Below are 26611 nucleotides of genomic sequence, written 5' to 3' on the forward strand. Positions count from 1 at the left end.
ATCTTCTGGACTATCCTAAAATCAGTTCATAATCTTTAAAATATCAATATCTCAACGTCTTCTAACAAATTCAATTTCTGCCTACAAAAATAACTAACTAAAATTTCAAATTCAAAGAACCCTGCTAAAATAATAATACTAGTCTCTCTCTTCTCTACAACCTTACCACAAATCTTATTAATTATAAAACATACCTTATCTCTACTCTTTTAGTTTTATCAAATCCAGAAATTAAATTTTTAAATGTACCAAAAGTACTTCCATAAAATCCAACTTTTTCAAGCAAGGGCCTGAAATAATAAAACTTCTCTGTTTTAATCACCCTTATATCTCATCAATAATTTCTAAATTATGCACAACTTCTTGAACATCATCAAAATCTTCTAATTTTTCAACAAGAACAAAGATCTTGTCCATTTGTTCTTTGTTTAAAGAAATTTTGTTTTCAGACATAAGAACAATCTCCGCCATCTCTTCCTCAAATTTAGTTCTCAATCTAGATAAAACAAATTCAAAATTCTCAACACTTGTTATCACTTTTACCTGGACACCTTCACTATAAATATCATCTGCACCCGCCTCTAATGCAGATCCATTATTTCATCTTCAAGATACTTATCTAAACTATAAGAAATTAAACCCTTTTTGCCAAACATATAAGATACGGAACCTGGAGATCGAAGTGAACCCCCACTCTTTGTCAGAACACTTCGCACTTCACTTGCCGTTCTATTTTTATTATCAGTTAAACACTTAATTATTAAAGCTACACCATAAGGCGCATAAGCCTCATAAGTAAGCTCAAAATACTCAGTACCTGTATTATCACCAATGCCCTTTTTTATTGCCTTCTCAATATTATCTTTAGGCATATTAGAAACTCTAGCTTTATTAACAGCAAAACGCAACCTTGGATTAGTATCAATATCACCACCTCCCATCTTAGCAGCAATACTTATTTCACGAATTAGTTTAGTAAAAATTTTATTCCTCTTAGCATCAAGAGCACCTTTTTTCCTCTTTATAGTTGACCATTTACTATGACCAGACATTCAAACCTCCACCAACTTTACTAATTTTGCTAAAATATCAAACTTATTATGCCTAATGAGATGCGCCTTAATTGTATTAAACATCAACATAAGAACCGTAACGGGTCCAATCCCACCTATTACAGGGGTAATAAACTTAACATTATCCTTAATTGATTCAAAATCAACATCCCCCACAAGAATATCATTACCATCAACCCCCACTCTAGAAATACCAATATCAATAACATAAGGTTGCCCAGAAATCATTCTAGCATCTATAAATTTAGGCTTCCCAACCGCAGAAATAATAATATCTGCTTGTCGTACATAAGCATCTAAATTAACACTTTTGCTATGACAAGTAATTACAGTTGCATCATAGGGTTTACAAGAAAGTAAGATAGAAATAGGTCTGCCAACAAGAGAACTTCTTCCAATTACAACAACAGTTTTACCAGCAATTTCTATCCTCTTATCAAATAAAACCTTCAAAACAGCAAGGGCCGTACAAGGAATAAATCCTTCACTATCACCTAAAATCAATTTGCCCAAATTAATAGCAGAAAGTCCATCTACATCTTTTGTATTTACAATACTGTTTAAAACAATATTGACATCCATTTCTCCAGTAAGAGGCAACTGCACAACAATGCCATCAGTATCTTCATTTGCATTTTCGGATTCAATTACTTGCAGAATATTAGTTTGTCTTGAAGCTTTATATAAATTGATAACATGAAAATTAATACCAATATTTTTAGATACTCTTTCCTTGACAGCAACATAAAGTTTACTTGCAGGATTATCATTTGCCAAGATCACTTTTAAAGAAATCTTATTGACTAAATCATGACAAATTAAAAATTCTTTCAATAATAAATAATATTGATTTGCAAAAAGTCTGCCATCAAAAACATTGCTCAAAATCAATCCCCCCACAAATTTAACTCACGACAATTATATATTATAATACCTTTGTGTATAAGCATCAATAAAGATAGATTCACATAAAATTTCATTGTAATAAAGTACATTTTTCAATATAATAACTACAATAACTCTTAAATAAAGAATTTTTTAATATGGAAAATGATGCAAAAAAAATGTTTTAGTTGGATTTATATATTTATATTATTATGTTTGTTATATGGCAATATTAAAAGAATCGAAGCATACTCAATTGACAGGAAAGGAAATTCTGTTCTAGAAGTAGATTTAAGTTTAGGAGTCCCGCTCTTTTACAATGATTTATCAGGGATTTTTTCTTCAAACCTATACCCGGGAGGTATTGGCTCACTTAAATATAAATATCATATTCTAAGCAATCTAAATATGGGTCTTGAGCTCAGATATCTATTTAATTTTGATATCAATCATACATTCAACTTATTAAATCCTGATTCTGGCATAGGTAAAACATTAAGCACAGTCCCTATCACATTATTAACATCCTATATCTTTGACATAGGTGAACTTTTTCAGATACCCATATTTTCAAATATAGGATTTGCGTTTAGCTTTTATGGAGATAAAAGTGACAACATTTCAAATTTAAGAACCTTTGATGTAATGCCTGTACTATCCATTGGTTCTGGTCTCTTATGGAATTTCAGCTATCAATGGGCTTTAGGAATTACAACTGCATGGTGGACAATGTTTGAATTTGGAAATTCAGCTAAAACTGGGCATTTCATACTAATATCACTCTCAGTAACAGTGAATATAAACAAATTGTAGATAAATGGTAATATATGAATAAAAAAGATTTTCAAAAATTAAAAAAATTGATGATAACAATATTAACAATATTCCTAACACTACTCAGCTTATCATGCTCAAGTGAATCTATCTTTTCTCAGCTTAGTAAGTTGCAAAAAATAAACAGTAATAATAATATTTTAGACAGTTCAAGTCCAAATGGAATCTCACTAGTCAATAACACTCTTTATATTGCAGCTATGCACCTATTTAAAAAGGAAAATGGCAATATTGAAAGAATAAATTTTAGTAATTCTTATGAATTTGTCATTGACATCGTCAATATAATATCAGGAAAAACATATTTATTAGTTCAAAATAAAAATGAACAATTAGAACTCTATACCCTCGAAAATAATCACAAATGGCAAGTTCAATTTACACGCAATCTAATTCCAATCAAATTTTTAAAATCTATAAGTACAAATGGTGTTACCTCGGCCTTCATTTTAGCATTAGGAAAAAATGGAAAACAAATCATTTTAGATATAAATGGCACTGATAAAACTCCTGCTAGTGCAAATAATAGTGACAAATTTTATCAAATTTCAAATGAAAATAAACTCATTACAGGTCAATCTGCAAAAATTTGGCAAATAGACAATAATAGCGCTATAAATGTCAATTCAACAAGTGAAATAATGGCAATAATAGAAACAAGCATACGTGGAAATAAAGAAACTCTGGTATTTACTGGAAGAGAACATGACACATCAGATAATAAATTAAAAATATACTCAAGCAAAGATAATTACAGGAGTCCAATATTCAATCGTGATGGAATAGGAGAATTTATCGCATACTTTGCAAGAGAAATTAATGGAATAATGCTTATAGGAAGTAATAATGGATTTATAGAACTGGTAAAAGACGATAAAGATACATTTGCTCTACAACCACCTTCACTATCTGTCTTGCCAGGATCATATAATGGCTCACAACTACGTAAAACAAGACTTAATGATATCATACCCACATCAAATCAAACAATCTACATATTAACCCAAGGAAAAGGATTATGGAAAATTGAAAACAAAAAACTAACTAAAGAATAACCTATGAAAATTCCTTGTAAAATTTGAATATTTAATCTTATTACTTTCCCTATGAAAATATTTCTTTACTTTAATACTTAAGTTAACATTAAGCTTAATCTAAAATATAAGTAATTTATATTATTTGTATCAAAAATTTGACCTTCATCATTCATAGCTTTAATTTGCAATTCCAACAAGCTTTTCACAAATAATATATCCCTAGTAATTACCATACTATTTTTATCAACTAATTCTAAAATAAAAAAATCAACATTGCTCACAATTTTAATAAAAGTATTCTTTGACGTCTTTAAAGTTAACTCTCTATTTGCAACTAAAATAAGCCCTACATTTCTATTTAATACAAAATTTTGTAAAAATTTTATTATCTGTAAATTACAAGAGTCTGCATCAACAAAAATCTTATTTAACAATTTTATAATCCATTATTCTTAATACTAAGCAAGACAAAATATAAGCTTGTTTAATCAATCCGAACACTCTAGAGTCATTTAAAATTTTTAAATTCTCATTCAAAAGAAAAAATTCATTTTTCTTTAAACTAAAACATTTAATTGTTTCATTAAAGTTAAAAAAATCATTTAATATATAGTCAATCATAAGATTACCATTCAAGTAATAAGAATTATTAGCTTTTCTATATACTAAAACATCAAAACCCTTAACATAAACTAAGTCTCCTTGAGAAGCAACTATTTTTGCAATCTTATAATTCGTTATTTTGATATTAAAAATTTTATTTAAAAAAAATAACTCACTAATGAAATCTAAAACAAAATTTCTCTTTAAACTTGTGTCTCTATAAAGCACAATATCATTTACTCTTAAAGGAACAAAAAAAGATCGTATATATTTTGAAATAAAAATTAGATTGGTGTTTTTGGTTATTAAAGGCAACATCTCATCACCTTTAAAAGTATAAATCTGAAAAATAAATTTTGTAAAAAAATAATTTAATATTAAAAATAACAAAACAACCTTAAAAAATTTTTGCCTTCTCTGTTTTCTTAAAAGCTTTTGTTCAAAGGTTAAATATATTGCCATATTTAAATCAAACCTATTCTAGAAAAAGGAAAATACATGAAAAAAGCCCTACCAAGAATCTTATTCTTATCTATAACACCAAAAAATCTACCATCATAAGAATTATCTCTATTATCCCCAATAGGCAATACATATCCATAAGGAACATATATCCCATAATCCCTCATTATTGCTTTTTCCAAATAATAATCAACATATGGCATGAAAGCTGCTAAATGTCGATACTCCAATCTTTCAATTTCAAACCTATCAACTTCTCTAACATTAAAAAATGAAAAATCAGATGTACTTGCTATATCAATATTTAACTGATTTAATGCAATAAACATAGCAAGATTATCATAAACTTTATAATCCACATCTTCGATAACCTTCTTGACATTAAAATCATATCCCAATGAAGTCTTATAAGAATTCTCTTCCATAAAAATCTCTTCACCTTCTCTTTTAACAAACACTATGCCATTACGAAATCTTACAAGCTTACCATCTGCAAATAAAGCTCTCTTGACAAGAAATCTAACACTGGGATTCCCATTTTCATCTCTATCAGAATCAACAAAACTGAAAGTCAACATATAAAGTAATCTATGCAAAATATCAAAAAAAAGTCCTTTTGATTCATATTCTACATTTTCAAAAATTACAATCTCTGTCTCATCCGGGTTTTTTATTCCTTTTATTTTAAATACGCCCGGCAAAAGTTCAGGTCCATAAAAAAATTTATCTACAAATAACAAATCTCCAACTTGAAGAGTATTTTCCATTGATCCTGATGGAATCCTATATGCTTGCAAAAAATATTGATTTATCGCCAAAACAAAAATTGAAGCGCCTAAAAGCTCAAATAAAAAATTAAGAATAAAACCTCTCCTTTTAGTTTTCAATTTATACAAATACTTCCGTCTCTTTCTATAAGTTAAATATTTCTCAATAATTGCCACTAGAAAGTTAGCAAACCTATCTAATTTTTCCAAATACATAAAAATTTATCCTCAAAACTAAATTATACATAAAATCAACAATTATCAATATCTTGATAACACACAAGTTTTATTAAAAATAACAAATCTGTCAAAGATACATTATACATATATTACTATTTATATTTTCCCTCATTAAGTACAAAGCAAGCAGAAGAACATTCAAGAAGAACATTCAATATTGATTTTCTTTTAATACTTTTTTATAATCACCATATATGCCCAAAGAAAATGACAGTCTTGATATTAATGAAGAATTATTCATAGTAAAATTAAAACCAGTACTAGGAATAAACCCAAAGGTCTATGTCTTATTTACAATAGTTATTTTACCATTAATACTGGTATTTAGTTTAATCATAAATACAAAATTAAATAATCCTGGAGCATATTTAAAGATAAAAACTAATATCGACAATGCTCATGTTTATCTAGATGAGAAGTATATTGGAAGAACACCTCTTAAAAGATACATTAATGCTGCCAAAGGAACATTAAAAATTCAAAGACTTGGATTTGAAACTTACGAAAAAAAAATTGAAATACAGAATAGATTTTTCACAAGTTACAAATTAAACGTCAATTTAAAATTGACAGATCCTAATAAAATTATTGCTCAAAGACAAAAAGAACTCTCAGTTATGACAAAAATTAAAAACACCAATGACAATATACAATTAATTCCCGTCTTTTCATTAATTGTAAAAGATTTACAAAACAACCCGGAATATATAAAAAAATTCTTTAAAACCTCAATTCCATATATACAGTCAGCTACAATGTTTAAAGACTTTATTGCAGCATATAAAAACATCTACTCAATAAAAAATAATACTAACAAACAAATATGGGAATCCTTGCAACAAAACTTCAATCTAGAAGACAGATCAATAATTTGGTTTTTTGAAAATTTAGACACAGAACAACAAAAACAAATATCTAATGAAGAATGGTTTCAAATACTAATAAAAAAACTAAAGAGTGAAAATCAAATATTAGAATTTAAAAATATAAATATAGATCTTCATCTAAAAAATTTTAAAAAAATACCATCACGAAATATTGAAAATATCAAAAATCATAAATTATATTCAAACGAAATTAAACTTAAAACTACATATAAATTAAAAGAATTTTTAATGCAGAACAGAAATGTTACTAAAGCTGAATATCAAAATTTTTTAAATGAAAATCCAAAATGGTCATCAAATAATAAAAGCAATCTAATAAAAGAAGAACTTGTAGATGAAAGTTATCTTAAAACTTTTAATCAAATATCATCAAATGACGACATCACTCATATATCTTACTATGCAGCAAGAGCATATGCTAAATGGTATTCTTTGAATCTACCTAAAGGATTTAAAGCAAGACTTCCAATATCTCAAGAATGGGAATTATATCAAAGAGAAGTGCCACAAGCCATAAAATACATCAATATAAATGAAATATCCAAAAAAGTTGGATTTTGGAATCTAATGCAAAGCCCAAGCTTTAACGATTCCATATTATTCCAAAATAAAAATGATATATACTCTGATAATGTAGACTCAGATAATCTAGATTTTCATTCACTAATCACTGAAATTAGAACTTATAACTATAATAACAACTCAATACTAAAACCTTCAACAAAAGCTTCATGCTTAAAATATTGGAGTTCTCCAAACATCGGATTTAGACTAGTTATTGAAAAGGAACAAATATGAACTTATTACTGCTTGAAAACAAAAAAGCTAAATTCAACTATTTCATAGAAGAAAAAATAAGTTGCGGAATTGTTCTTAAAGGAACTGAAGTAAAATCTATTAAACTCAAAAATTTTTCATTTAATGATAGCTTCGCCAGTATTAAAAAAGATGAAATATGGCTTGAAAAGCTATATATAGCAAAATATAAAGAGGGTAATATCTTCAATCATGAAGAAATAAGACTCATAAAACTACTTATAACAAAAAAAGAAATACAAAAGTTAAAAAAATTTAGAGAAAAAGAAGGTTACACATTAATCCCCATCTCAATTTATCTAAAAAATGCATTAATCAAAGTAGAACTTGGAATATGCAGGGGAAAAAAACTATTTGACAAACGGGAGATTTTGAAACAAAAAAGCATAAAAAAAGATCTAAATCGTGAAATCAAACAATATAAATAAGAAACACAGCATAAATTGTTTCCAATAAACAAATTATTACGCTTGAAAGTAATCATAAAAAGAGTAGTAGTCATAAAATACATAATAACTAACCACTCCTTCCTCTTTCAAATCTCGTTTTCACTTGTTTTAAATTTTATAATCAATATCTCTTAACAAAAGAAAGCTCAAATGCCAAACTATAATCTTTATTAAAATTCATATCAAATTCGGGTTGAAACCCTGCCAACGTAATTCCCAAGTTACGTTTAATGCTTTGATTGTAACTAGATGCATATGTAAAGGGCAATATAACCTCAGTAATGCGTGTTATCAACATAGTCATCCCACCTATTGTTATTAAAGACAAAGCAACCGTTGGCCATTTAGAATTATCGCCAATTACTGGTTGAGTTTGAATCGCAGAATATGCACCACCTACTATTAAACCTATTCCCAAAGCATCAAATCCCAAGATCAATGCTCCACCAATAATATCACCTTGCACAAAAGAGCCTAACCCAAAACCCACCAAAAGATTCAATAAAAAGGGAACTAGAGGATCTTTTTATAAGTTTCATAAAGTAACAGTTTTTCTACATTGCCACCACCCATCATCCTACTACCCCCATAAGAATCTTTAGCAAACCCAACAACAGAACAAAGTAAAACTAAAACTAAGACAACTACTTTTTTCATAAAATACCCCCAAAATAAATCACTTAATGATTGCATTATATAAATAATAGCACAATTGTTCAATCTTAAAGATTGATACAAGTCATTTAAACTTAACTTTCTTAATAGTGCTACTTGAAATTCTCTTACCCACAGAAATTCGTGATTTAATCATAAAATCATCAATGCTAATCATTTTGACACCACCTCTACTAGTAGAAAATTCCACAGATTTTGCATCCAAAGAGAAATCTATAAATTCATCACCATCATTTAAAAATTTATAAACCTTATCCGTAATAAATTTATCCACCTTAAATCTCTTAACGTAATAAAAATTATCAGATTTATTAAGATAAATTATAGAAAAGACTTGGTCTTTAGAATTATTTATATCATAGACTAAAGCACTCACATTATTTTTATCAATAAAGGTTTTATCCTCAATATTTTTTAAGATATAAGAATTTTTTTTAAAAATTAATATTTTATCATAATAGCTAGCATTACCAATAAATTCACCCTCAATAAGACTGGTTCCAACAAAACCTGCCTTTAAATTCAAATAAACCTTCATGTTTTTAGTAGCTATCTCTTTAACATTTTTTGACTTAATGAGAGATATTTCTGTTTTCCTGTGATATACTTTAGAATATTTTGCAAGAAGTTGATCAATAAAATTGATTGAATAGCCTCTAATGGACTGAATATTACTCTCTACACTTTTTAATTCCTTCTTTAAAGTTCGAATGTCTTTATTGTTCTTATCAATATCAAACATACTTATCTTTCTAATGGGGATTTTAAGTAAAGTTTCAATATCATCTAAAACAATTTCTCTAGAAAAACTATCCTTATACTTTAAAATCTCGATCAGCACAATATTATTAACATCAGATTCTTTAGAAACAGTCTCAAGAATTTTATAAATCTTGTGTTCAATAAATATTTGTTCCAAAGTCCTAGAAAATATTTTTTCAAGTATTTTATTTCTCTCAAGTTCAAGTTCCATCTTTAAAACCTTTTGCAAATGCTCGGCATGAAACTTAATAATATCTGTGACAGTATATATAACAGGATATCGCTCACTAAGTAAAAGCAAATTAACAGAAATAGAGACTTGACAATTTGTATAATGGTACAATTTTTCAATAACTTCGCTAGCATAAACTCCCCGTGGAAGAGTTAATTCAATCTCTACATTCTCAGTAGTAAAATCGTTAATACTTGAAACCTTAATATAATTTTTGCGAATAGCCCTCTCAATTGAAGCTATCAAACTCTCAGTGGTTTCTCCGAATGGCAATTCTCTTATTAAAATAGCCTTATTATCATCTGTAGGTTCAATTTTTGCACGAACCAAAACTTTTCCATTCCCATCCAAATATTCATTAACATCAACTATACCACCTGTAGGAAAATCAGGATAAAGCTCATAAGCTTCTCCAAGTAATTCACTCTTAACAGCATTTAAAATCTCATTAAAATTATGCGGAAGAATTTTGGCAGCCATTCCAACAGCAATGCCTTCACTTCCCTGAATAAGTATTACAGGTATCTTGGCAGGAAAAATTAAAGGTTCGTCATTTCGGCCATCATAAGAAGGCTCATAAGATGTTATTTCCTTGCTATAAAGTACTTCAAATGCCAAAGGAGTTAACCGACATTCAATATAACGTGATGCAGATGCTGGATCACCTGTTAAAAGATTACCAAAATTTCCTTGTTTTTCAATGAACAAATCCTTATTTGCCATATTAACAAGTGCTTCATAAATTGAAGTATCCCCATGAGGATGATATTTCATAGTATTTCCGACAACATTTGCAACTTTATGAAAATTGCCATCATTCATCTCAAAAAGAGAATGTATGATACGTCGCTGTACAGGCTTAAATCCATCAATAACACTCGCAATTGCACGATTTTTAATGACATAAGATGAATATTGTAAAAAATGGTCCTTAAGTAACGTTTTAATATCCATTAGATTAAATTCTCCATAATAAAGTTTCGCCTCTCAGGAGTATTTGGTCCCATATAAAATCTCAAATACTCCCTTATATCCTTAATATTGACAAGATCTACTTTTGTAAGCTTAATATTAGTAATATCAATAAAGCCTTTAAATTCATTTGGGGAAATCTCTCCAAGACCTTTAAATCTTGTAACTTCAGGATTCTTAAGTTCACGAACAGCTTTTTGCTTCTCTTCATCAGAATAACAGTAAATAGTAACACTTTTATTTCTCACTCTAAAGAGAGGCGTTTCTAAAATATACATATGTCCATTTAGGACTAAATCTTCAAAATACGTTAAAAAAAATGTTAGAAGCAAATTTCTTATATGAAAACCATCAAAATCTGCATCGGTAGCAATTACTATCTTATTATACCTTAAATTTTCAATTGATTCTTCAATACCAAGCGCAACCATCATATTATAAAGTTCTTCATTTTTATATATTTCAGACTTACTTTTTTCAAACATGTTTTGTGGTTTACCACGAAGAGAAAATATAGCCTGTGTATATACATCCCTGCAAGATACCATTGAACCTGTTGCAGAATCTCCTTCTGTTAAGAGATTATAGTTGCATCAGATTGAATACTTTTTTCATTAAAATGAAACTTACAATCTTTAAGCTTAGGAATTTTAAAGGATATTTTCTTTGCTCTTTCTTTTGCCTCTTTACGCACACTACTCAATTCTTTTCGCAAACGCTCATTGTCAACAACTTTATTTTCAATAATCTTTGCAAGCGCCTTATCCTTATAAAGGATTTCTAAAATTATCTTTTGTATTTCCTTAGCGACATTACTTCGTGTCTCAATATTACCAAGCTTATTCTTAGTCTGACTTTCAAACATTGGGTCTTTTATCTTAACTGAAAGAGTAGCTACAAGTCCTTCTCGAATATCAGTAGATGAATATGTTTTCTTTAAAAAATCATTAATCGCTCTAGCAAAACCTTCCCTAAACCCTGTTTGATGAGTACCTCCATCACTAGTATACTGTCCATTTACAAATGAAAAATATGTCTCACCATAATTATTTGTATGAGAAAAGGCAAATTCCAAAGTTTTGCTAGAATAATAAACAAAATCATAAAGCAAATCCTCATTTTTAATCTCAGCGTTTATAAAATCCAAAAGCCCATGATCAGATTGAAAAATCTGATCATTGTAATTAATTTTTAAACCTTTATTTAAACAGGCATAATGAAAAAATCTTCTGCGCAAAAAATCTTCACTATATTTATATTTGCCAAATATCTCAGTATCAGCCAAAAATTCAATATAAGTGCCTTCAGACTCATCAGATTTTCCTTCAGCAGTACTAATCAAATTGCCCTTTGAAAAAATGGCCTCAAAAAAATTACCTTCTCTCATTGATTTACTAAAAATTTTGAACTCAAAGCATTAACCGCTTTAGTACCAACCCCATTAAGTCCAACAGAAAATTGAAACACGTCATCATTATACTTGGCCCCAGTATTAATCACAGAAACACTCTCTACAACTTTTCCAAGGGGAATACCACGGCCATAATCTCTTACACTAATGAGATTATTTTCTTTTCTTATCACAATTTCTTTGCCATGACCCATAATAAATTCATCAATTGAATTATCAATGATTTCCTTAACCAAAATATAAATACCATCATCAATATTAGAACCATCTCCCAATCTCCCGATATACATTCCAGATTGCAATCTAATATGCTCAAGAGAAGACAGGGTAACAATTTTACTTTCATCATAATTACTTGTCTTCATTCAAATTCCTATCAACATTATATTGAATTTTCATTTTTTCTAATTTTTTAACTATCTTATCTCTAACAATAACATGAAGTTTCTTCTTATCATCATCTATTAAATTAGAGACATCTATTAAAGAATGAACATGTACATATACGAATAATCCTGAGTTCAATATCCAATTGTTAATAAAAATCTTATTTGTATTAAGCAAAGTGACAGGCATAATAGGACAATTTGTTTTTAAAGCCAAATTAATAGAACCCCTTTTAAAATCTTTAGTTGTACCACCTCGGTTTCTAGTCCCTTCAGGAAAGATTCCAATAGTCCCTCCTTCCTCAATAATCTCAGCCGCTTTTCGTTGAGTAACAGCAGAAGATCTGATACTATTCCTATTGATAAAAATAATCCCCATAGAAATTAACAAAAAATTAATTAATGGAATAAATAAAAGGGATTTCTTAGCAACTATAAAAAAAGGTTTTACAAAAACATAAATCAAGAAAAGTGGATCCATAGAAGCAATATGATTTGCCATAATGACTATACCACCATCATTAGAGGAATAATCACTATCTTTTGTAACAATAACCTTAACTCCAGCAAGCCATAAACTACTTTTAAGAGCATATCTAATCAATAAAAAACTAAACTTTATATAATGGCTTTCTAATTTTAAAACCTTAAAAATTAAAAATAATGGAAATAAAACAGTAAAAATCAAAACAAAGATAAAAAAATTAATATAAGTAATAATACTCCTCAATATTTTCATACAATCATCCTACTTTTTCCACCCTCTCAAGCTTCAATTTATGCCCCTTCACCAAACTTACTTCATCTTTTAAAATTTTAACAGGATAAAGGGTAATTGTAGAAAATTTTTGATTTTGTACTACCCTCTCATTAAATTCAACAATAAAAGCTTCCTTTATTCTATTTTCGCTCATTATAATTTCATACTCAAGTACTAAACTATTATTCAAATTGAAAACATTAAAAATTCCATGATAAATACTATCTCCAACAATATAAGTAAGCTTAGGATAAGAAAAATCATAAATGATATCTTTATATACATAATTACCATTTGGAATAAATAAAGAGTCTTTGTCATTTTCAACTAAAATAGAATCACTAAATCGTTTAAAAACACCCGAAAATCCATATTTATCATAAGCATCCGTTCCAGTATCAACTTTTATCTCAATATTATCAATATCAACGATTTTAATCCAAAAATTGTATACTATCAAATCTGAAAAAACAGATTTGGTACTGATGTTAAGGGTATTATAGGTGGGTTTGGAAATATACTCAATATGTGCAATCTCTTGAGAATTATTCTTAAAAATACTAATTTCATTAAGATGTCTATTAAATGACAAAAATAAAACATTATTAAAATTTGATTTTCTTGCATGTTGCTGTGCACTGCTGTCGTACCAAACACCATACAAAAATTTATAAACTTCATCTTTAGGTAAATTTTTCAAAGTCCTATAAATATCCTTATCTATACGCCTTACTTTCTCACTAGTAGATAAAGAATAATACTTGCCTTGAGCTTGAGAATATTCATACTTTTCTATTTTACTTACTACCATATCTTCACCCTGTTTTTCGTACCTCTCCAAAGAAATAGAATAACTTTCATTTGATTTCTTATCATCATAAGCTGATGATCTCTCATACTTATTTATAATAATGCTTCCATTTACTGTGTCAAAAAAAATAGGCCTATATGACGAAACATCATTAATAGCCGATTCTTTAAAGACATATAAAACAGAATCTTCATTTAAAAACCCTTGAACTACTATATCAAAATCATAATCACCTGTAATATCTTCAAGATACATATTATAAGAATTTTTAGGATCAATATCTACTTGCCTTTTAAAAAGAATAACTGCTCCATGACTTTTCGGATCAAAACCAATTATAAACAAATAAGTTTTAGATTTGCAAAACTTTGAGCTAAAACTACTTGTTCAAAATAAACATCCAAGTTCAAATTTTCTTGATGAACCGATAAAATCTTATAACCCTTAAGATCAATAAGAGAACCGAAAACATCTTCTCCAGAATCTTCACTTACATTTATATCAGAATAATTTATCTCACTATTGTTTTTAATCTCTTTATTAAAAACAACAAAATCCCTATTTCCTTTGACACAAGAAAATACAATAAAAAAAAGAAACATAATCCATTTTTTAAAAAACATATCACACGATATTTATTCTACTATTTTTATGGCAAAATAACAGAACAAATGCACAAACATATTAATTATTAGTCTTTTTTAAACCAAAATCCTGCAAAGAAGAGAAGGCTTCATTGAAACTTTCCTTAAAATTGTTTTTACTTAAAAGAAAATCTAATATCAACTGATTATTTGCCTGATAGAGACTATCAAGTATACGTTCTTCTTTAATGAAATTGTCATGCTTAACAGAAGAATTAACATCTGAACGCAAAGAAAATAGATACACTTTCTTATCTGCCAAAAAAGGTTTAGACCACTGACCTTCTTTTAAACCAAAAACAATATCATAGAAATCTTTACTATTATTGAAACCTGCCAGTTCTTTTAAAAGACTAGGATAAACATTCATATTATATGCAAGATTAACAACATCTTTTTTTAATTCTAACTTATATTTTTTTAAAACTTGTTGTACCTCACCACCTGAATCCATTTCAGCTAAAATATTATTAAACTTATTCTCAAGCCAAGTTTCAATAACATTTGGTTCATAAGTCTCAATATAATTTCTAACAGAACTAATATCATGTTCTGAATTTTTATCAAAATCATAAATATTACTTAATAATTTATATATATGATATTCACTTCCATTCTTAGATTTAATAGGACTTGTAAATCCACTCATTTTAAGAGAAAAAATTGTAGCGAGATCCTCTTTTTTTTCAAAAACAAGATCTAAATCAAAATAATATCTCTTAGAAGAAACAACTCCTTTAAAATTAGCAACGTCATCAGAATAAAATTTAGCAACTTCTTCAAAAGGCGTACCTTTAGATAATTTTTTGTAAGCATCATCAGCATCCTTCAAATTCTTAAAACGAATAGACGCAATATCTAAATTTTTAAATAATTTTTGATTCTGCTCTGCATAAGAAACAACTTCATCTCTTGAAAAATCTTGGTATGACAGTGAAACATACGAAATATTCTTTCTAACTTCACTCATACCTTTAACAGCACTCAAAATAGAATCTGGTAAAGTTAAACCGTTATTTAACAAAACTTGTATATTTGAAGAGAGTAAATTTTCTACTGTTTCATTATGAATTTTAAATTTCTTATAATCAGAAACTTTATTATATCTCTTGGGACTAAAATTGCCATTAGAATCTAAATACACAGGAGAATTCATTAAATTTCTATTCAAAATATCCTGTGAAACATAAAAACTACTAGCCTTTGCTAAATCAAGCAATGCAATATCTTCAACATATTTCTTAAAAGCTAACTGCCAAATAAAATATTCTACATCAAGACTACTATCTTTTTTAAATCGGGAATAAAAATTTGAGTAAAAAGTAATATATTGAGCAAATTTATTATCCTTTTCATAATAAATTGGTTGTCCTTTATAAGATCCAAACTTTAAATCAGATGGACTAATAGTATCAAATAAACCTGGCATTAAGGGCGCAATAATAAATCCAAACACAATTAAGATAAGTGCTACAAGTCCCCATGTTCCAACTTTTTTTTTGTCATTAAAATCAACTTTATTGGATACAATTTTTTTTGTTTGATTTACTCTCTTACTCATAAAAACAACCCTTATAGTTTAAATAAAATAAACATATTAAGTATTAAAATAGCATAATTAAAATATTATTTCAATGAAAACATTTATATCAAAAAGCATTTTTGATATCATAAATGTATATTAAATGTTTTGGGGAACCCAAAGGCTAGATTTAAACTTTAAGCATGAAGAGTACAATACATATGAATACAAACAATGAATTTACTATAAAAATAAATCAAGAAGAGCTCAATAGACTAATAGGAATAATTTATAATAATTTTGGTATTAACCTTAACGAGAAAAAAAAATTATTAATTGAAAGTAGATTATCATCTATAATCAAAGAAAAAAATTTTACCAATTTTACAGAATACATTAATTACTTAGAATCACAAACAAACCAAATACCCTTAATAGAACTAGTAGATAAAATATCAACGAATCATACTTATTTTTTTAGAGAGCCTAATCATTTTGAATTTCTTGAAAATACAATTTTACCCAAAATAATTAAACAAATATCACAATCAGGTGAAAAGGAAATTAGAATATGGTCAGCTGGATGTTCAAGTGGCGAAGAAGCATATACAATAGCAATGATAGTAAATCAATATCTAAATAACAATCAAATCCACTACAAAGCAAAAATCTTAGCAACAGACATTTCAATTACTGTTCTTAATGAAGCTAAACAAGGAATTTATTCAGAGATTGGATAAAAACACTTCCAAAATATCTAAAAACTAAATATTTAAACAAACTTACAAATGATAAATTTGAAGTCAAAAACATACTTAAAGAAATAATTCAATTCAAGAAATTAAATCTCATGAAAGAAGTTTTTCCATTTAGTAAAAAATTTGATGTGATCTTTTGCAGAAATGTAATGATTTATTTCGATGAAAAAACTAGAAATAAACTTGCTGAAAAATTTAATCAGCATTTAAAAAATGATTCTTATTTGCTTATTGGTCATTCAGAAACGATTAGGGGTAATTCAAACTTAGAATACGTCATGCCAGCAACTTACAAAAAATCAAATAAATAAAATGCATAAGCACATTCTTTCTATATCTTCTAAAAGTCCTCTAGGTCAGATTTACCTTTTCTCCCACTTTAACAAAATAAAGTAACTCACCTATTGTTGCAACATGGTCTCCAACTCTTTCTAGAAAACTATTTAAAAATAATATATTTAAAAGATAATCCAGATTTTCAGGATTATTTTTCATAGCATCAATAACTACTGTTTTTTGTTTCGAAAACAACTTATCTATAATATTATCATATTTTACTATTTTAAGTATTTTAACAAAATCTCCATCAAAATAAGCATCGAAAATATTTGCAAGCATGTCTTTTGCAGTATCTGCCATTTCTCGTAAAGGTTTTTGATAAACATCAACTGAAGAAAAATCTTCTACATTAGATTCCAAAAGAAGTACAACCTTCACAATTTTAGTGGAATGATCCGCTATACGTTCAAGAGAGCTAATTATCTTAATAATAGCCAAAATTTCTCTAAGTTCAGTAGCAACTGGATGCTCAGTAGCAATGATACGTCCACATAAATCTTCAATATCATATTGATAGTCATCTATCATTTTTTCGTCTTCATTAATAATCTTCTTAGCCAAATTTTTATCTCTAGATTCTAAAGCTATTAACGAATTTTCTATTATCTTAAGAACACACTCCTTCATATCCCAAAGATAATCCTTAATCACTTCAAGTTGTTTAGTAAGTCTACGTCTAATCATACCAAATGCTCCTCTAAAAAAACCGCTTTAAAAATAAATACCTCAATCTAGAGATATCATAATAATTGCTAAAAGGATAGTCATCAATAACTCTCTTATAGTAACTAAGGGACTTTACAAAATCTTTATACTTGCTTTTTGTCTCATACAGTTTACCCATCAAATAATTATATCTATCTGGAAATCTTGAACTCATATATTTAGGATAATACAACACACTTAAATTCAAAAAGAACTCATATTCGGCATTGTTTAATAAAAATTCAAGAATATCAAGATAAATTTCTTCACCAAAATCAATATTATGTTCAATTAAAAATCGAACATCTCTTAGTACATTTTCTACCTTATTTAAAGTGATCCCAAGACTAATCAAATTTAAAAAAATCTTATCAAAATACTTATCCCGCAGACCCAAGTAATTCAAATAAGAACTCGAATAATCTCCATTTTTATAATAAAGTTCAGCTTTCAATAAAGTATATTCATAATCATCAGAATCATACCTATTAAGTAACTCAATTGCTCCTTTATAATCATTAATATAAGATAAATTTAAAGCTCTTCCCATAAATCTCTTAAGTCTAAACTATTACCATTTTTAGTAGCCAACTTAGCTCTTTTAGACTTAGACCTCTCATCAATTTTCATATCTTTATCTAAATTTAAATTATCCTCAGGATTTATTTTATCTGGCTTTGAAACTTCTTTTCCTCTCAAAATCTTCAAAATTACATTTTTAGTAAATTCCCTGGTATCCTTCACATTTTGATATTTAAAAGTTAACATAATGGTTCCAACATTTTTTGAAGTTTGAAAAGTAAACATAGCACCATCCTGATAAGATTCTGCTAAAAGTCTAATAAAAGCATTATTTTTAGAATTTTTAACATAAATCCAAGTTTCATCTTTAAAAAAAAAATTCAACTTCGAATTGATATTTACCGAAAATTCTTGCCTTTCACTACTAAAATCAAGTTTATAGGTACTGTATCCATTCTCAAAAGCTAAAGAAGGAACTACATTAAGTATTACATTAACAATAAAAAATAAAACATTACAACAAAACAAATAAAACATTTTTTAATCACTTATAATTTTCCAAAATCTTATCAACTAATAAATTATTTTCCTTTTCTAAATCAACATTAAATAAATTATCTGACTTTATCCATAGACCCTTAAGAAGTTCTTCATTAATTGACTGATACTGCATTACACTATCCCCTAATTTGCCATCAGAAAAATTAGGCTTAGGAAAGAAAAAATCATCCATATTAAGACTAGTGTTTAAATCAAAATAAAAATCTTCTATATCAAGTAACTTTAATTTTTGATTTAAATCTTCCTCTGTCTTGCTACGAGTTTCTTCAATTATTCTATATGAATAAAAATAAGTAAAACAAGAAACAATTATTGATAAAAATATCAAAATTAAAAAATATGTTTGAAAATCAATTTTTCTTTCTCTCATAATGACTTCCCTAATACACTTAAGTAAATTATATATTAAATATTAAACTTTCTCCATTATCACTAGTAATACCAATTAAGTCTTTACTATCCTGAGCAACATACATATTATGCGTTATTATCAATAATTGCACTCGCTGACCAAGCTCCTTTAAAAACACAGCAAGCTTATTACTATTCTCAAAATCAAGAGAAGCATCTACCTCATCAAGCACACAAAATGAAGCTGGTGCATAATAATACAAAGAAAATAAAAATGCTATGCTAATTAAAGAATGCTCACCTCCAGAAAGCATTTTATTTCCCTTAGTCAACTTATCCTTAAAATCTATCTTAATTTCTATCTCACCTGAATCCTTACTATAAAGGAGACTTCCATTTCCCTTAAACACTCGATTAAAGAAATAAATAAAATGATTATTAATTTCACAAAAAGCGTCATTAAATCTCTTATCAATTTCCCTTTTGATTCTTCTCCTTAACTTATTTAAAGATTCCTTTGTTGAATTTAAATCAACTATCTGTAAATCTATTTTTTCAACTTTTTCTTTTATCTCATGATATTCTCTCTCAATATTAAAAAAAATATAATTATTATGTTCAATCATATTGATTTCTTTTTGCAAAACATCCACTTTAGTCATATCTTCTGTAAGCTCAAACTTTTCTAAATTTTTATTATTAACAAAATTAAAATCTTTTATCTCATTATGAATATCTAAATTAGAATTAAATAAAATATCATACTCTGCCTGTTTTTTGATATATTCATAATAAGATGAATTCTTAAAAGCATCTAGTAAACTTAAAGACTTTACTTCATTACTAGAAACCAATTCACTACCTTTGGCATCACTTAAAAACTTATCTAAATTGATATTAATATCACTCTTTTCTAAACTCAATTCGTCTAATTTCAAGTTTAAATTATTAAGCCTTTCTCTAAACTCATCTCTACTTTCAAATAAAAATTTCAAATTACTATCTATCAATTTAATCTCGTCTTCATTTTTAAGCCTAGAGAGTTCTGTATACTCAATTTCACCTAATATCTCATTTAGTTTCACCGTCTTATCCGATACCAAATCCTCAATAGTAGTTATTTCCTTTGCAAGACTAGTTTTAGAATTATTCTTTGAAATCAAAAATTTCCTTAAATCAACATTTTGTTCAAAAATAGGTTCTATTTTTTCTCTTAATAAAGTCAAAAGCCTATCTTCTTTGACTACGTATTTAAGTAAATTCTCCCTAATCTCTTTAATATACCTTATACTTAAAGTATCTTCAAAAAGTTTAAGGGAATTCAAAATATTTTTCTTTAATATCTCAAATTCTTCTATATTACTCTCTTTAGAAATTGATAAAATTAAATCAATAAGTTCAAAAAAACTTCTGGTATACTTATTGATTTCATCAGTAAGCTCAAAGAAGGCTTTTTTCTTGGCTTGAAGTGAGTTATTTAAATTGACAAGCTCTTCTTTTACGTTTATCTTTACTGACTCAATTTGTGCCTTATTGCTTAACAGAATATTGATTAAATTCAATTTCTCTTTCTTGTCATGTTCTAGCTTTTGAATCTTGAGCTCCATCTCAAACAACTTAGATTTTAAAGTATCAATATCCTTTTTAATTATCTCAATATTCTTAATAACATTTTTTTCCCTAAAAGAATAAAATTCCAATTTTTCCTTAACACTCTCAATAGAAAAGCTATTGAGAGGTAAAATTTTATCTATATCCTTAATGTTCAATTTACTCTTAAGTTCATTTAATTCAAAATTAATATTAAAGAGCTTTTTTAATCTTAGCTTCTTATCCAACGTCTCTAAATCTTTTTTTAATTTTTGATATTTGTCCTTTAACAAAAAGTCATTCCTAATCTTTTCATATTTTTCATTCAATTCATCTCTTAAAATCCAAAGAGAATTTAAATTCTCTTTGGATTTTTCCAATTTCTTATATGCCTGTTCCTCTTCAACTCTAAGCATATCAATTCCACTGGCCTCTTCTATCAAAGCTTTCAAACTAACATTTTCACTTGAAGACACTCTTTCAATCTTACCCTGATTAACAAACATATAAGGCGAATTCTTTAATCTCAACTTATTTACAAGACTAGTATAACTTTTAAGATTTAAAGTATCATTGTTCAAAAAATACTCACTCGTACCATCCTTATAAAGCCTCCTCCTAATGTAAAACCGATCTCTAAAATCATTGATAGATAAATCTTCATTGTTAAAAAAAAGCGTTACCTCGGCAAAATTCGACTCTCCAGACTTTGCTGCAGAAATCAAATCTGTCATATGCCTAACTCTTAAAATACTCAAATTATCTTCTCCTATGCAAAAACGAATTGCATCTAACAAATTACTCTTGCCGCAACCATTGGGACCAACAATAAAATTTAAACTCCTACTTAACTTAAGTTCCTGCATTTTAACAAAAGATTTAAAACCCAAAAGTCCTATTTTCTCTAAAAACAAAATTACTCCTAAATAAATTCTAAATAACATTAACTTACTAAAGATAATTTCATATTATAATCAATAGTGATGATTTGTGGAATTGATGAAGTCGGACGGGGCTGTATCTTTGGACCTGTTTTAAGTGCAGCTGTGATTTTTAAAAGAAACCCTCATTTTGCAAGTAAACTAGATGATTCAAAAAAGCTTAATAAAACACAAAGAGAATACCTATCATCATTAATACTTGAAAATTCATATTACGCATTTGCAGAAGTATCTAACGAAATCATTGATAAAATCAATATCCACCATGCTTCACTGCTTGCTATGCAACTTGCATATGAAAAATTAAACATGGAATGTGATTTGGTACTTGTAGACGGAAAGTTTATTCCAAAAATCAAAGCTAAAAAAATACAAGCAATCATTAAAGGGGATTCTATAATTAATGAAATAAAAGCAGCAGCAATCATTGCAAAAGTACAAAGAGATAAATTGATGGACGAATACGATAAAATCTATCCTTTATATGCACTTAAAAAAAATAAAGGATATCCAACAAAAGAACACAAAGACGCAATAACAAAATACGGTATTTTAAATCTTCACAGAAAAAGTTTTAAACTTCTTTAAATATAATTTAATTATTTTTATCCCCCCTAGACTCTTTTAGGCAAATGATATTCCTAACCAAAATGGTAATTCCAATTCTTTAATTGTTTCGTTCAAGATCATTATGATATTGTCTCCTTACAATTGAATTCCCAGAGATCTTTTTCTTAACTACAGAAATTGCTTTTAATAAATTTGACTCAAATTCTTCAATATTTTCTTCATAAACAAAAACTGAATGTCTTTCAAAATCTCCATTAAGATTCCTTTTGCTTTCTACAATATTCAAAAAATAATCACCCTTTCTATTTTCCTTAACATTAAAAAAGTAAGTTCTATCAGAATTTGTAAATAACTTGTCAGAATATACTTCCCCTCTCTCTCCCATTAAATCCTCCACACAAAAAGTATTTATATTATAACTTGTGTTAGCTTAAACACAAGTTAACATAATTGTACTTACTAAATAAAAAAAATACTAGACAAAATCGACAATAAAATTCATTGACATAAATTGTTTTTTTTTATAAAATTATTTTTATTCTTTGCGTCCTTAGTATAATGGTTAATACCTTAGCCTTCCAAGCTAATGATATCGGTTCGATTCCGATAGGACGCTTTTTAACATATTCAATAATTAGCTATATCATACAGTCTAAATGGAGATGGCGGGAATTGAACCCGCGTCCTAAAAATAATACCATAAACCTCTACAAGCTTATCTAGTATTTTATTTAAGTAATAAGATTTGGAAAAACTAGCAAACCACCAAATTACTCTCAAGTTTAAAAGTCCCTAAAAATCAACTTGAAACATTTTTAAGCAAGCTTTGATGTCTTAAAAGAGTATAAGCTGAATCTCAAAGCAAAATCCAACAAAACCCTCTGCTAACTTAAGCAGCCATTACAAGATTTGCACTTGTAAAGTTATTATTTTTTGCATTTATTAAAGAAGTTTTAAGAGATTCACTCTGCCTGCAATCTATGTTATTAAAGTTTTTAGTCAAATCCAAAACATCCCCCATAGATTATTCTTTAGAAAAAAGTATAACATACATATGTACCAAAAGCAAAACAAAATAATTCAATTTGCAAAACAGCATCTTAAAAGCTTATAATGATCCTAATATAAATAAACAACATAAAGGAGAGTTTTTTGAACAACGAGATTTTATGGTTCATTATGTTGGTTTGCACCTATTCAATTTTAATTATTATATATAAGCTTTTTGGAAAAAAGGGATTATTCGCATGGATAACTTCATCTGTAATTATTGCAAACATTCAAGTTTTAAAACAAATCACAATATTTGGATTTAGTGCAACCCTTGGAAATATTATCTACACATCATCATATATTTCAACAGACATTCTATCAGAATTTTATGGTCGAGAAACTTCCAAAAAAGCTGTTTATATTGGATTTATAAGTTTTTTAAGTTTTGCATTCATTACAAATATTCAACTTTATTTTTCAACAAATAACTCTGATATATATTTAAAAAGTTTAACAAATGTCTTTTCCTCAATTCCAATTTTATTAGCTGCATCGATTATTGCATACGTAATATCTCAACTAAATGACATATACTTATACCAATTCATTAAAAATAAATTCCCAAAATTTCTATTTATAAGAAGCAATGGATCAACATTAATAAGCGAGTTAATAGATACAATCATTTTTGTAAGCATTGCAACATACTTTAATATATTCTCAAAAGAAGCTTATTTAGATATAGTAATCTCTACATACTTAATTAAAGGATTCGCTGGAATCCTAGGAACACCTTTCATTTATATTGCACAATATATACATCGAAATAAAAAAAATGAATGTAATAGCAATGTCCATTAACTATTGTTCATTATTCTGTTATAATTAACAACATGAAGGACATAAGTTTATGGGCGGCTTTAGTGGCATTTATATATCTAAAATTAATATTGTCGTATTATCTATTTGGCAAATCAGGTCTTTTTTGTTTTAATGTCCTCATGACAGTACTCTCAAGTCTTGTTATATTGAAAAAAGTGTCCATATTCGAGCAACAAATAAGTCTGGCAGGAATACCCTTTATCTCAATTCTCTGTTCATTAAATCTGATTACAGAAAAATATAACGATAAATCAGCAATTAGGTCTATAACATTAAACATGCTTATACACATAACCTTTGTAATCATGATTCATTTTACATTATTTTTTCAACAAAATGAATTTGATACTTCTAACATAGATTTAAAAATATTATTTTACAATGCATCTTATATTTCAATCATTTTCACTGGAACATACATTATATTTCTATGTAATTACATTAATATAAAAATATATTCTATGCTAAAAAAGAATAACATGAGTAAATGGATAAATCATAATGTATCAAGATTGTGTTCATCATGTATAGCCTATATGCTAGTTAATATTTCAACACATATAATATCACAATTATATCCTGGAAATAATATCAATATGGTAGAAAGTTCATGGGCTCTTACTCTCACAATTATGACAATTGATACTTTCATTTATTATTTCTTAAACACTATGAAAATTAGGAAAGATTCTGTTCTTCAATAATTTGATATTGTTTTACCATTTTCCGATAATAATCAAGTTTTAAAATTAATTTTTCATCCTCATTTAATAAATATTCAATAGGACTTTTTCTTAAACGAGTAATCAATGAATAAAACACTATCGAAACAGCCACAGAAAGATTATAGCTTTGTGTAAACCCATACATCGGTATTTTTAAATGCAAATCAGCACTTTCTAAAACTGTATGACTAAGCCCTGTTAATTCCGTTCCAAAAAATATTGCCATCTTAGCATCAATAGGCAAATACTCAAGTGATATGGCATTACTAAAAGAAGTGGCCACTATTCTATATCCATCATTTCTAAGATTTTCAATAGCACTCTTGACGCATTTATATTTAGTCATACCTATCCATTTTGCAGCCCCAAGGACAACACCGGGATCTAAAGTATATCTATTATTAACCTCAATAATATGAATATTACTAAGTCCCAAAATTTCAATTGTACGCATTGTAGCGCTTGCATTTTGAGATTGGAAAATGTCTTCAAGCACAAGTGTTAAATGATTTGTACGATTACTTAGTACCTCATCGATTCTCTCTCGCCTGTTTTGAGTAATAAATTCCGATAAAATTTCTATTCTCTTAAAAACATCATTAATCATAAAGTATGATACTATAAAAAAAACAATAAAAACAAATTAAAATATAAAAAATAAATTATTTTTTATATAATATTAAAAATGGAAGTAAAAATAGAAGAATCTTGGAAAGAAATACTAAAAAGTGAATTTTGCAAAGGATATTTCAAAAAACTTGTAAATTTTATAAAAAACGAATATAAAACAAAAAAAGGCAAAATATTTCCACCTCCAAAGTTAATTTTCAATGCATTTGATTCCTTGCCATTCAAAAATGTAAAAGTAGTCATACTTGGACAAGATCCATATCATGGAAAAAGACAAGCCAATGGTTTAGCATTTTCTGTTAATTCCGATGTCAAAATACCCCCATCACTACAAAACATTTTTAAAGAAATAGAGAGAAGTTTAAAAATTAAGACTATTCCAGATGGAAACCTAAAACGGTGGGCAATGCAAGGTGTATTTTTATTAAACTCAATACTGACAGTAGAAGAAGGTCGCCCATCATCTCATAAGGACATTGGATGGGAAATTTTCACAAACGAAACAATAAAGCTTATTTCAAAAAACTTAGATAATATCGTGTTTATGTTATGGGGCAATTTTGCAAGAGGGAAAAAAGAATTAATAGACGTATCAAAGCACTTAATTCTTGAAACAAGCCACCCATCGCCTTATTCCGCAAACAATGGATTTTTAGGTTCAAATCATTTTAATCAAACTTTAAAATATCTGAAAGAGCACAATAAAACCATCATAAATTTTCAATAAAATAAACTTCAAAATCTTAAATAGACCAACTTCCCTAACACCACTAAACATGTCGGATAGATTATCAAATAAACTAGAACCTAATCATT

Annotated in this window: 21 protein-coding genes, 1 tRNA gene, 1 other RNA gene and 7 pseudogenes; 10 read left to right on the forward strand and 20 right to left on the reverse strand. The window is 27.5% G+C overall.

Annotation, left to right across the window (positions count from 1 at the left end; all coding sequences use genetic code 11):
* Positions 1-181: 181 nt before the first annotated feature.
* The 3 genes and pseudogenes from ACWUD1_RS00100 to ACWUD1_RS00110 form a co-directional block, all read right to left on the reverse strand.
* On the reverse strand, positions 182-322 hold the full coding sequence (locus ACWUD1_RS00100; RefSeq protein WP_472756580.1) for a hypothetical protein: 141 nt from the start codon (positions 320-322) through the stop codon (positions 182-184).
* Between the two features lie 2 nt (positions 323-324).
* A pseudogene (locus tag ACWUD1_RS00105) lies at positions 325-1052 on the reverse strand (YebC/PmpR family DNA-binding transcriptional regulator).
* Complete coding sequence (locus tag ACWUD1_RS00110) at positions 1053-1958, reverse strand: bifunctional 5,10-methylenetetrahydrofolate dehydrogenase/5,10-methenyltetrahydrofolate cyclohydrolase (protein ID WP_472756581.1); 906 nt, start codon at positions 1956-1958, stop codon at positions 1053-1055.
* 168 nt (positions 1959-2126) lie between these two features.
* Between ACWUD1_RS00110 and ACWUD1_RS00115 the strand changes: the two genes are divergently transcribed.
* On the forward strand, positions 2127-2771 hold the full coding sequence (locus ACWUD1_RS00115; RefSeq protein ID WP_472756582.1) for a BB0027 family outer member beta-barrel protein: 645 nt from the start codon (positions 2127-2129) through the stop codon (positions 2769-2771).
* Positions 2772-2785: 14 nt separating this feature from the next.
* Positions 2786-3847, forward strand: a complete 1062-nt coding sequence (gene bamB / locus ACWUD1_RS00120) for an outer membrane protein assembly factor BamB (RefSeq protein ID WP_472756583.1) — start codon at positions 2786-2788, stop codon at positions 3845-3847.
* Here bamB and ACWUD1_RS00125 read toward each other — a convergent pair.
* The 3 genes and pseudogenes from ACWUD1_RS00125 to lepB (ACWUD1_RS00135) form a co-directional block, all read right to left on the reverse strand.
* Positions 3833-4263 (reverse strand): annotated as a pseudogene (locus tag ACWUD1_RS00125) (DUF188 domain-containing protein). The gene bamB and the pseudogene ACWUD1_RS00125 sit on opposite strands and share 15 nt — an antisense overlap.
* Complete coding sequence (gene lepB / locus ACWUD1_RS00130) at positions 4253-4894, reverse strand: signal peptidase I (RefSeq protein ID WP_472756584.1); 642 nt, start codon at positions 4892-4894, stop codon at positions 4253-4255. The pseudogene ACWUD1_RS00125 and the gene lepB (ACWUD1_RS00130) overlap by 11 nt, the downstream one beginning before the upstream one ends.
* Before the next feature lie 2 nt (positions 4895-4896).
* Positions 4897-5877, reverse strand: a complete 981-nt coding sequence (lepB, locus tag ACWUD1_RS00135; RefSeq protein ID WP_472756585.1) for a signal peptidase I — start codon at positions 5875-5877, stop codon at positions 4897-4899.
* Between the two features lie 218 nt (positions 5878-6095).
* On the opposite strand from lepB (ACWUD1_RS00135), the gene ACWUD1_RS00140 reads away from it, so the two are divergent.
* Both ACWUD1_RS00140 and smpB read left to right on the forward strand, forming a co-directional pair.
* The gene (locus ACWUD1_RS00140) at positions 6096-7586 is read left to right on the forward strand and encodes an SUMF1/EgtB/PvdO family nonheme iron enzyme (RefSeq protein ID WP_472756586.1); all 1491 of its coding nucleotides are present in this window, start codon (positions 6096-6098) and stop codon (positions 7584-7586) included.
* Positions 7583-8032, forward strand: a complete 450-nt coding sequence (gene smpB, locus ACWUD1_RS00145) for an SsrA-binding protein SmpB (RefSeq protein ID WP_472756587.1) — start codon at positions 7583-7585, stop codon at positions 8030-8032. Before ACWUD1_RS00140 ends, smpB begins: the two co-directional genes overlap by 4 nt.
* Before the next feature lie 142 nt (positions 8033-8174).
* On the opposite strand, the gene ACWUD1_RS00150 is transcribed toward smpB, so the two are convergent.
* From ACWUD1_RS00150 to ACWUD1_RS00180, 7 genes and pseudogenes are all read right to left on the reverse strand, one after another.
* Complete coding sequence (locus ACWUD1_RS00150) at positions 8175-8543, reverse strand: P13 family porin (protein WP_472756940.1); 369 nt, start codon at positions 8541-8543, stop codon at positions 8175-8177.
* Positions 8544-8566: 23 nt separating this feature from the next.
* Positions 8567-8710, reverse strand: coding sequence for a hypothetical protein (locus tag ACWUD1_RS00155; RefSeq protein WP_472756588.1), 144 nt, complete (start codon positions 8708-8710; stop codon positions 8567-8569).
* 82 nt (positions 8711-8792) lie between these two features.
* Positions 8793-10676 carry a DNA topoisomerase IV subunit A gene (locus tag ACWUD1_RS00160; RefSeq protein WP_472756589.1) on the reverse strand — a complete coding sequence of 628 codons (1884 nt, stop codon included), beginning with the start codon at positions 10674-10676 and terminating at the stop codon, positions 8793-8795.
* A pseudogene (locus tag ACWUD1_RS00165) lies at positions 10676-12470 on the reverse strand (DNA topoisomerase IV subunit B). The gene ACWUD1_RS00160 and the pseudogene ACWUD1_RS00165 overlap by 1 nt, the downstream one beginning before the upstream one ends.
* Entirely contained in the window at positions 12457-13230 is a 774-nt protein-coding gene (locus ACWUD1_RS00170; RefSeq protein ID WP_472756590.1) for a lysophospholipid acyltransferase family protein, read from the reverse strand. Before ACWUD1_RS00170 ends, ACWUD1_RS00165 begins: the two are co-directional and overlap by 14 nt.
* A gap of 4 nt (positions 13231-13234) precedes the next feature.
* Positions 13235-14685 (reverse strand): annotated as a pseudogene (locus ACWUD1_RS00175) (pallilysin-related adhesin).
* A 61-nt stretch (positions 14686-14746) separates the two neighbouring features.
* Entirely contained in the window at positions 14747-16267 is a 1521-nt protein-coding gene (locus ACWUD1_RS00180) for a peptidylprolyl isomerase (protein ID WP_472756591.1), read from the reverse strand.
* Positions 16268-16449: 182 nt separating this feature from the next.
* On the opposite strand from ACWUD1_RS00180, the pseudogene ACWUD1_RS00185 reads away from it, so the two are divergent.
* A pseudogene (locus ACWUD1_RS00185) lies at positions 16450-17297 on the forward strand (protein-glutamate O-methyltransferase).
* Positions 17298-17337: 40 nt separating this feature from the next.
* Here the strand turns inward: ACWUD1_RS00185 and phoU are convergent.
* The 4 genes and pseudogenes from phoU to ACWUD1_RS00205 form a co-directional block, all read right to left on the reverse strand.
* Complete coding sequence (phoU, locus tag ACWUD1_RS00190; protein WP_472756592.1) at positions 17338-18009, reverse strand: phosphate signaling complex protein PhoU; 672 nt, start codon at positions 18007-18009, stop codon at positions 17338-17340.
* A gap of 13 nt (positions 18010-18022) precedes the next feature.
* Positions 18023-19089 (reverse strand): annotated as a pseudogene (locus ACWUD1_RS00195) (hypothetical protein).
* Positions 19090-19096: 7 nt separating this feature from the next.
* The gene (locus ACWUD1_RS00200) at positions 19097-19483 is read right to left on the reverse strand and encodes a hypothetical protein (protein WP_472756593.1); all 387 of its coding nucleotides are present in this window, start codon (positions 19481-19483) and stop codon (positions 19097-19099) included.
* Positions 19484-19511: 28 nt separating this feature from the next.
* Positions 19512-21968, reverse strand: coding sequence for an AAA family ATPase (locus ACWUD1_RS00205; RefSeq protein ID WP_472756594.1), 2457 nt, complete (start codon positions 21966-21968; stop codon positions 19512-19514).
* Positions 21969-22037: 69 nt separating this feature from the next.
* Between ACWUD1_RS00205 and ACWUD1_RS00210 the strand changes: the two genes are divergently transcribed.
* Complete coding sequence (locus ACWUD1_RS00210; protein WP_472756595.1) at positions 22038-22583, forward strand: ribonuclease HII; 546 nt, start codon at positions 22038-22040, stop codon at positions 22581-22583.
* A gap of 100 nt (positions 22584-22683) precedes the next feature.
* Here the strand turns inward: ACWUD1_RS00210 and ACWUD1_RS00215 are convergent.
* A pseudogene (locus ACWUD1_RS00215) lies at positions 22684-22950 on the reverse strand (DUF3276 family protein); the annotation flags it as partial.
* 159 nt (positions 22951-23109) lie between these two features.
* On the opposite strand from ACWUD1_RS00215, the gene ACWUD1_RS00220 reads away from it, so the two are divergent.
* Positions 23110-23181: transfer RNA gene (locus tag ACWUD1_RS00220), tRNA-Gly, on the forward strand.
* 38 nt (positions 23182-23219) lie between these two features.
* On the opposite strand, the gene ssrA is transcribed toward ACWUD1_RS00220, so the two are convergent.
* Positions 23220-23583, reverse strand: a transfer-messenger RNA (tmRNA) gene (gene ssrA / locus ACWUD1_RS00225).
* A 134-nt stretch (positions 23584-23717) separates the two neighbouring features.
* Between ssrA and ACWUD1_RS00230 the strand changes: the two genes are divergently transcribed.
* A complete protein-coding gene (locus ACWUD1_RS00230; protein ID WP_472756596.1) occupies positions 23718-24419 on the forward strand; it encodes a queuosine precursor transporter in 702 nt (233 codons plus the stop codon).
* A 32-nt stretch (positions 24420-24451) separates the two neighbouring features.
* Complete coding sequence (locus ACWUD1_RS00235; RefSeq protein ID WP_472756597.1) at positions 24452-25144, forward strand: VUT family protein; 693 nt, start codon at positions 24452-24454, stop codon at positions 25142-25144.
* On the opposite strand, the gene ACWUD1_RS00240 is transcribed toward ACWUD1_RS00235, so the two are convergent.
* Positions 25119-25772, reverse strand: a complete 654-nt coding sequence (locus ACWUD1_RS00240) for a TrmH family RNA methyltransferase (protein ID WP_472756598.1) — start codon at positions 25770-25772, stop codon at positions 25119-25121. The two genes, ACWUD1_RS00235 and ACWUD1_RS00240, sit on opposite strands and share 26 nt — an antisense overlap.
* Positions 25773-25850: 78 nt before the next feature.
* On the opposite strand from ACWUD1_RS00240, the gene ung reads away from it, so the two are divergent.
* A complete protein-coding gene (gene ung / locus ACWUD1_RS00245) occupies positions 25851-26522 on the forward strand; it encodes a uracil-DNA glycosylase (protein ID WP_472756599.1) in 672 nt (223 codons plus the stop codon).
* The last annotated feature ends 89 nt before the right edge of the window (positions 26523-26611 follow it).

It is taken from the genome of Borrelia tillae (assembly GCF_055693965.1).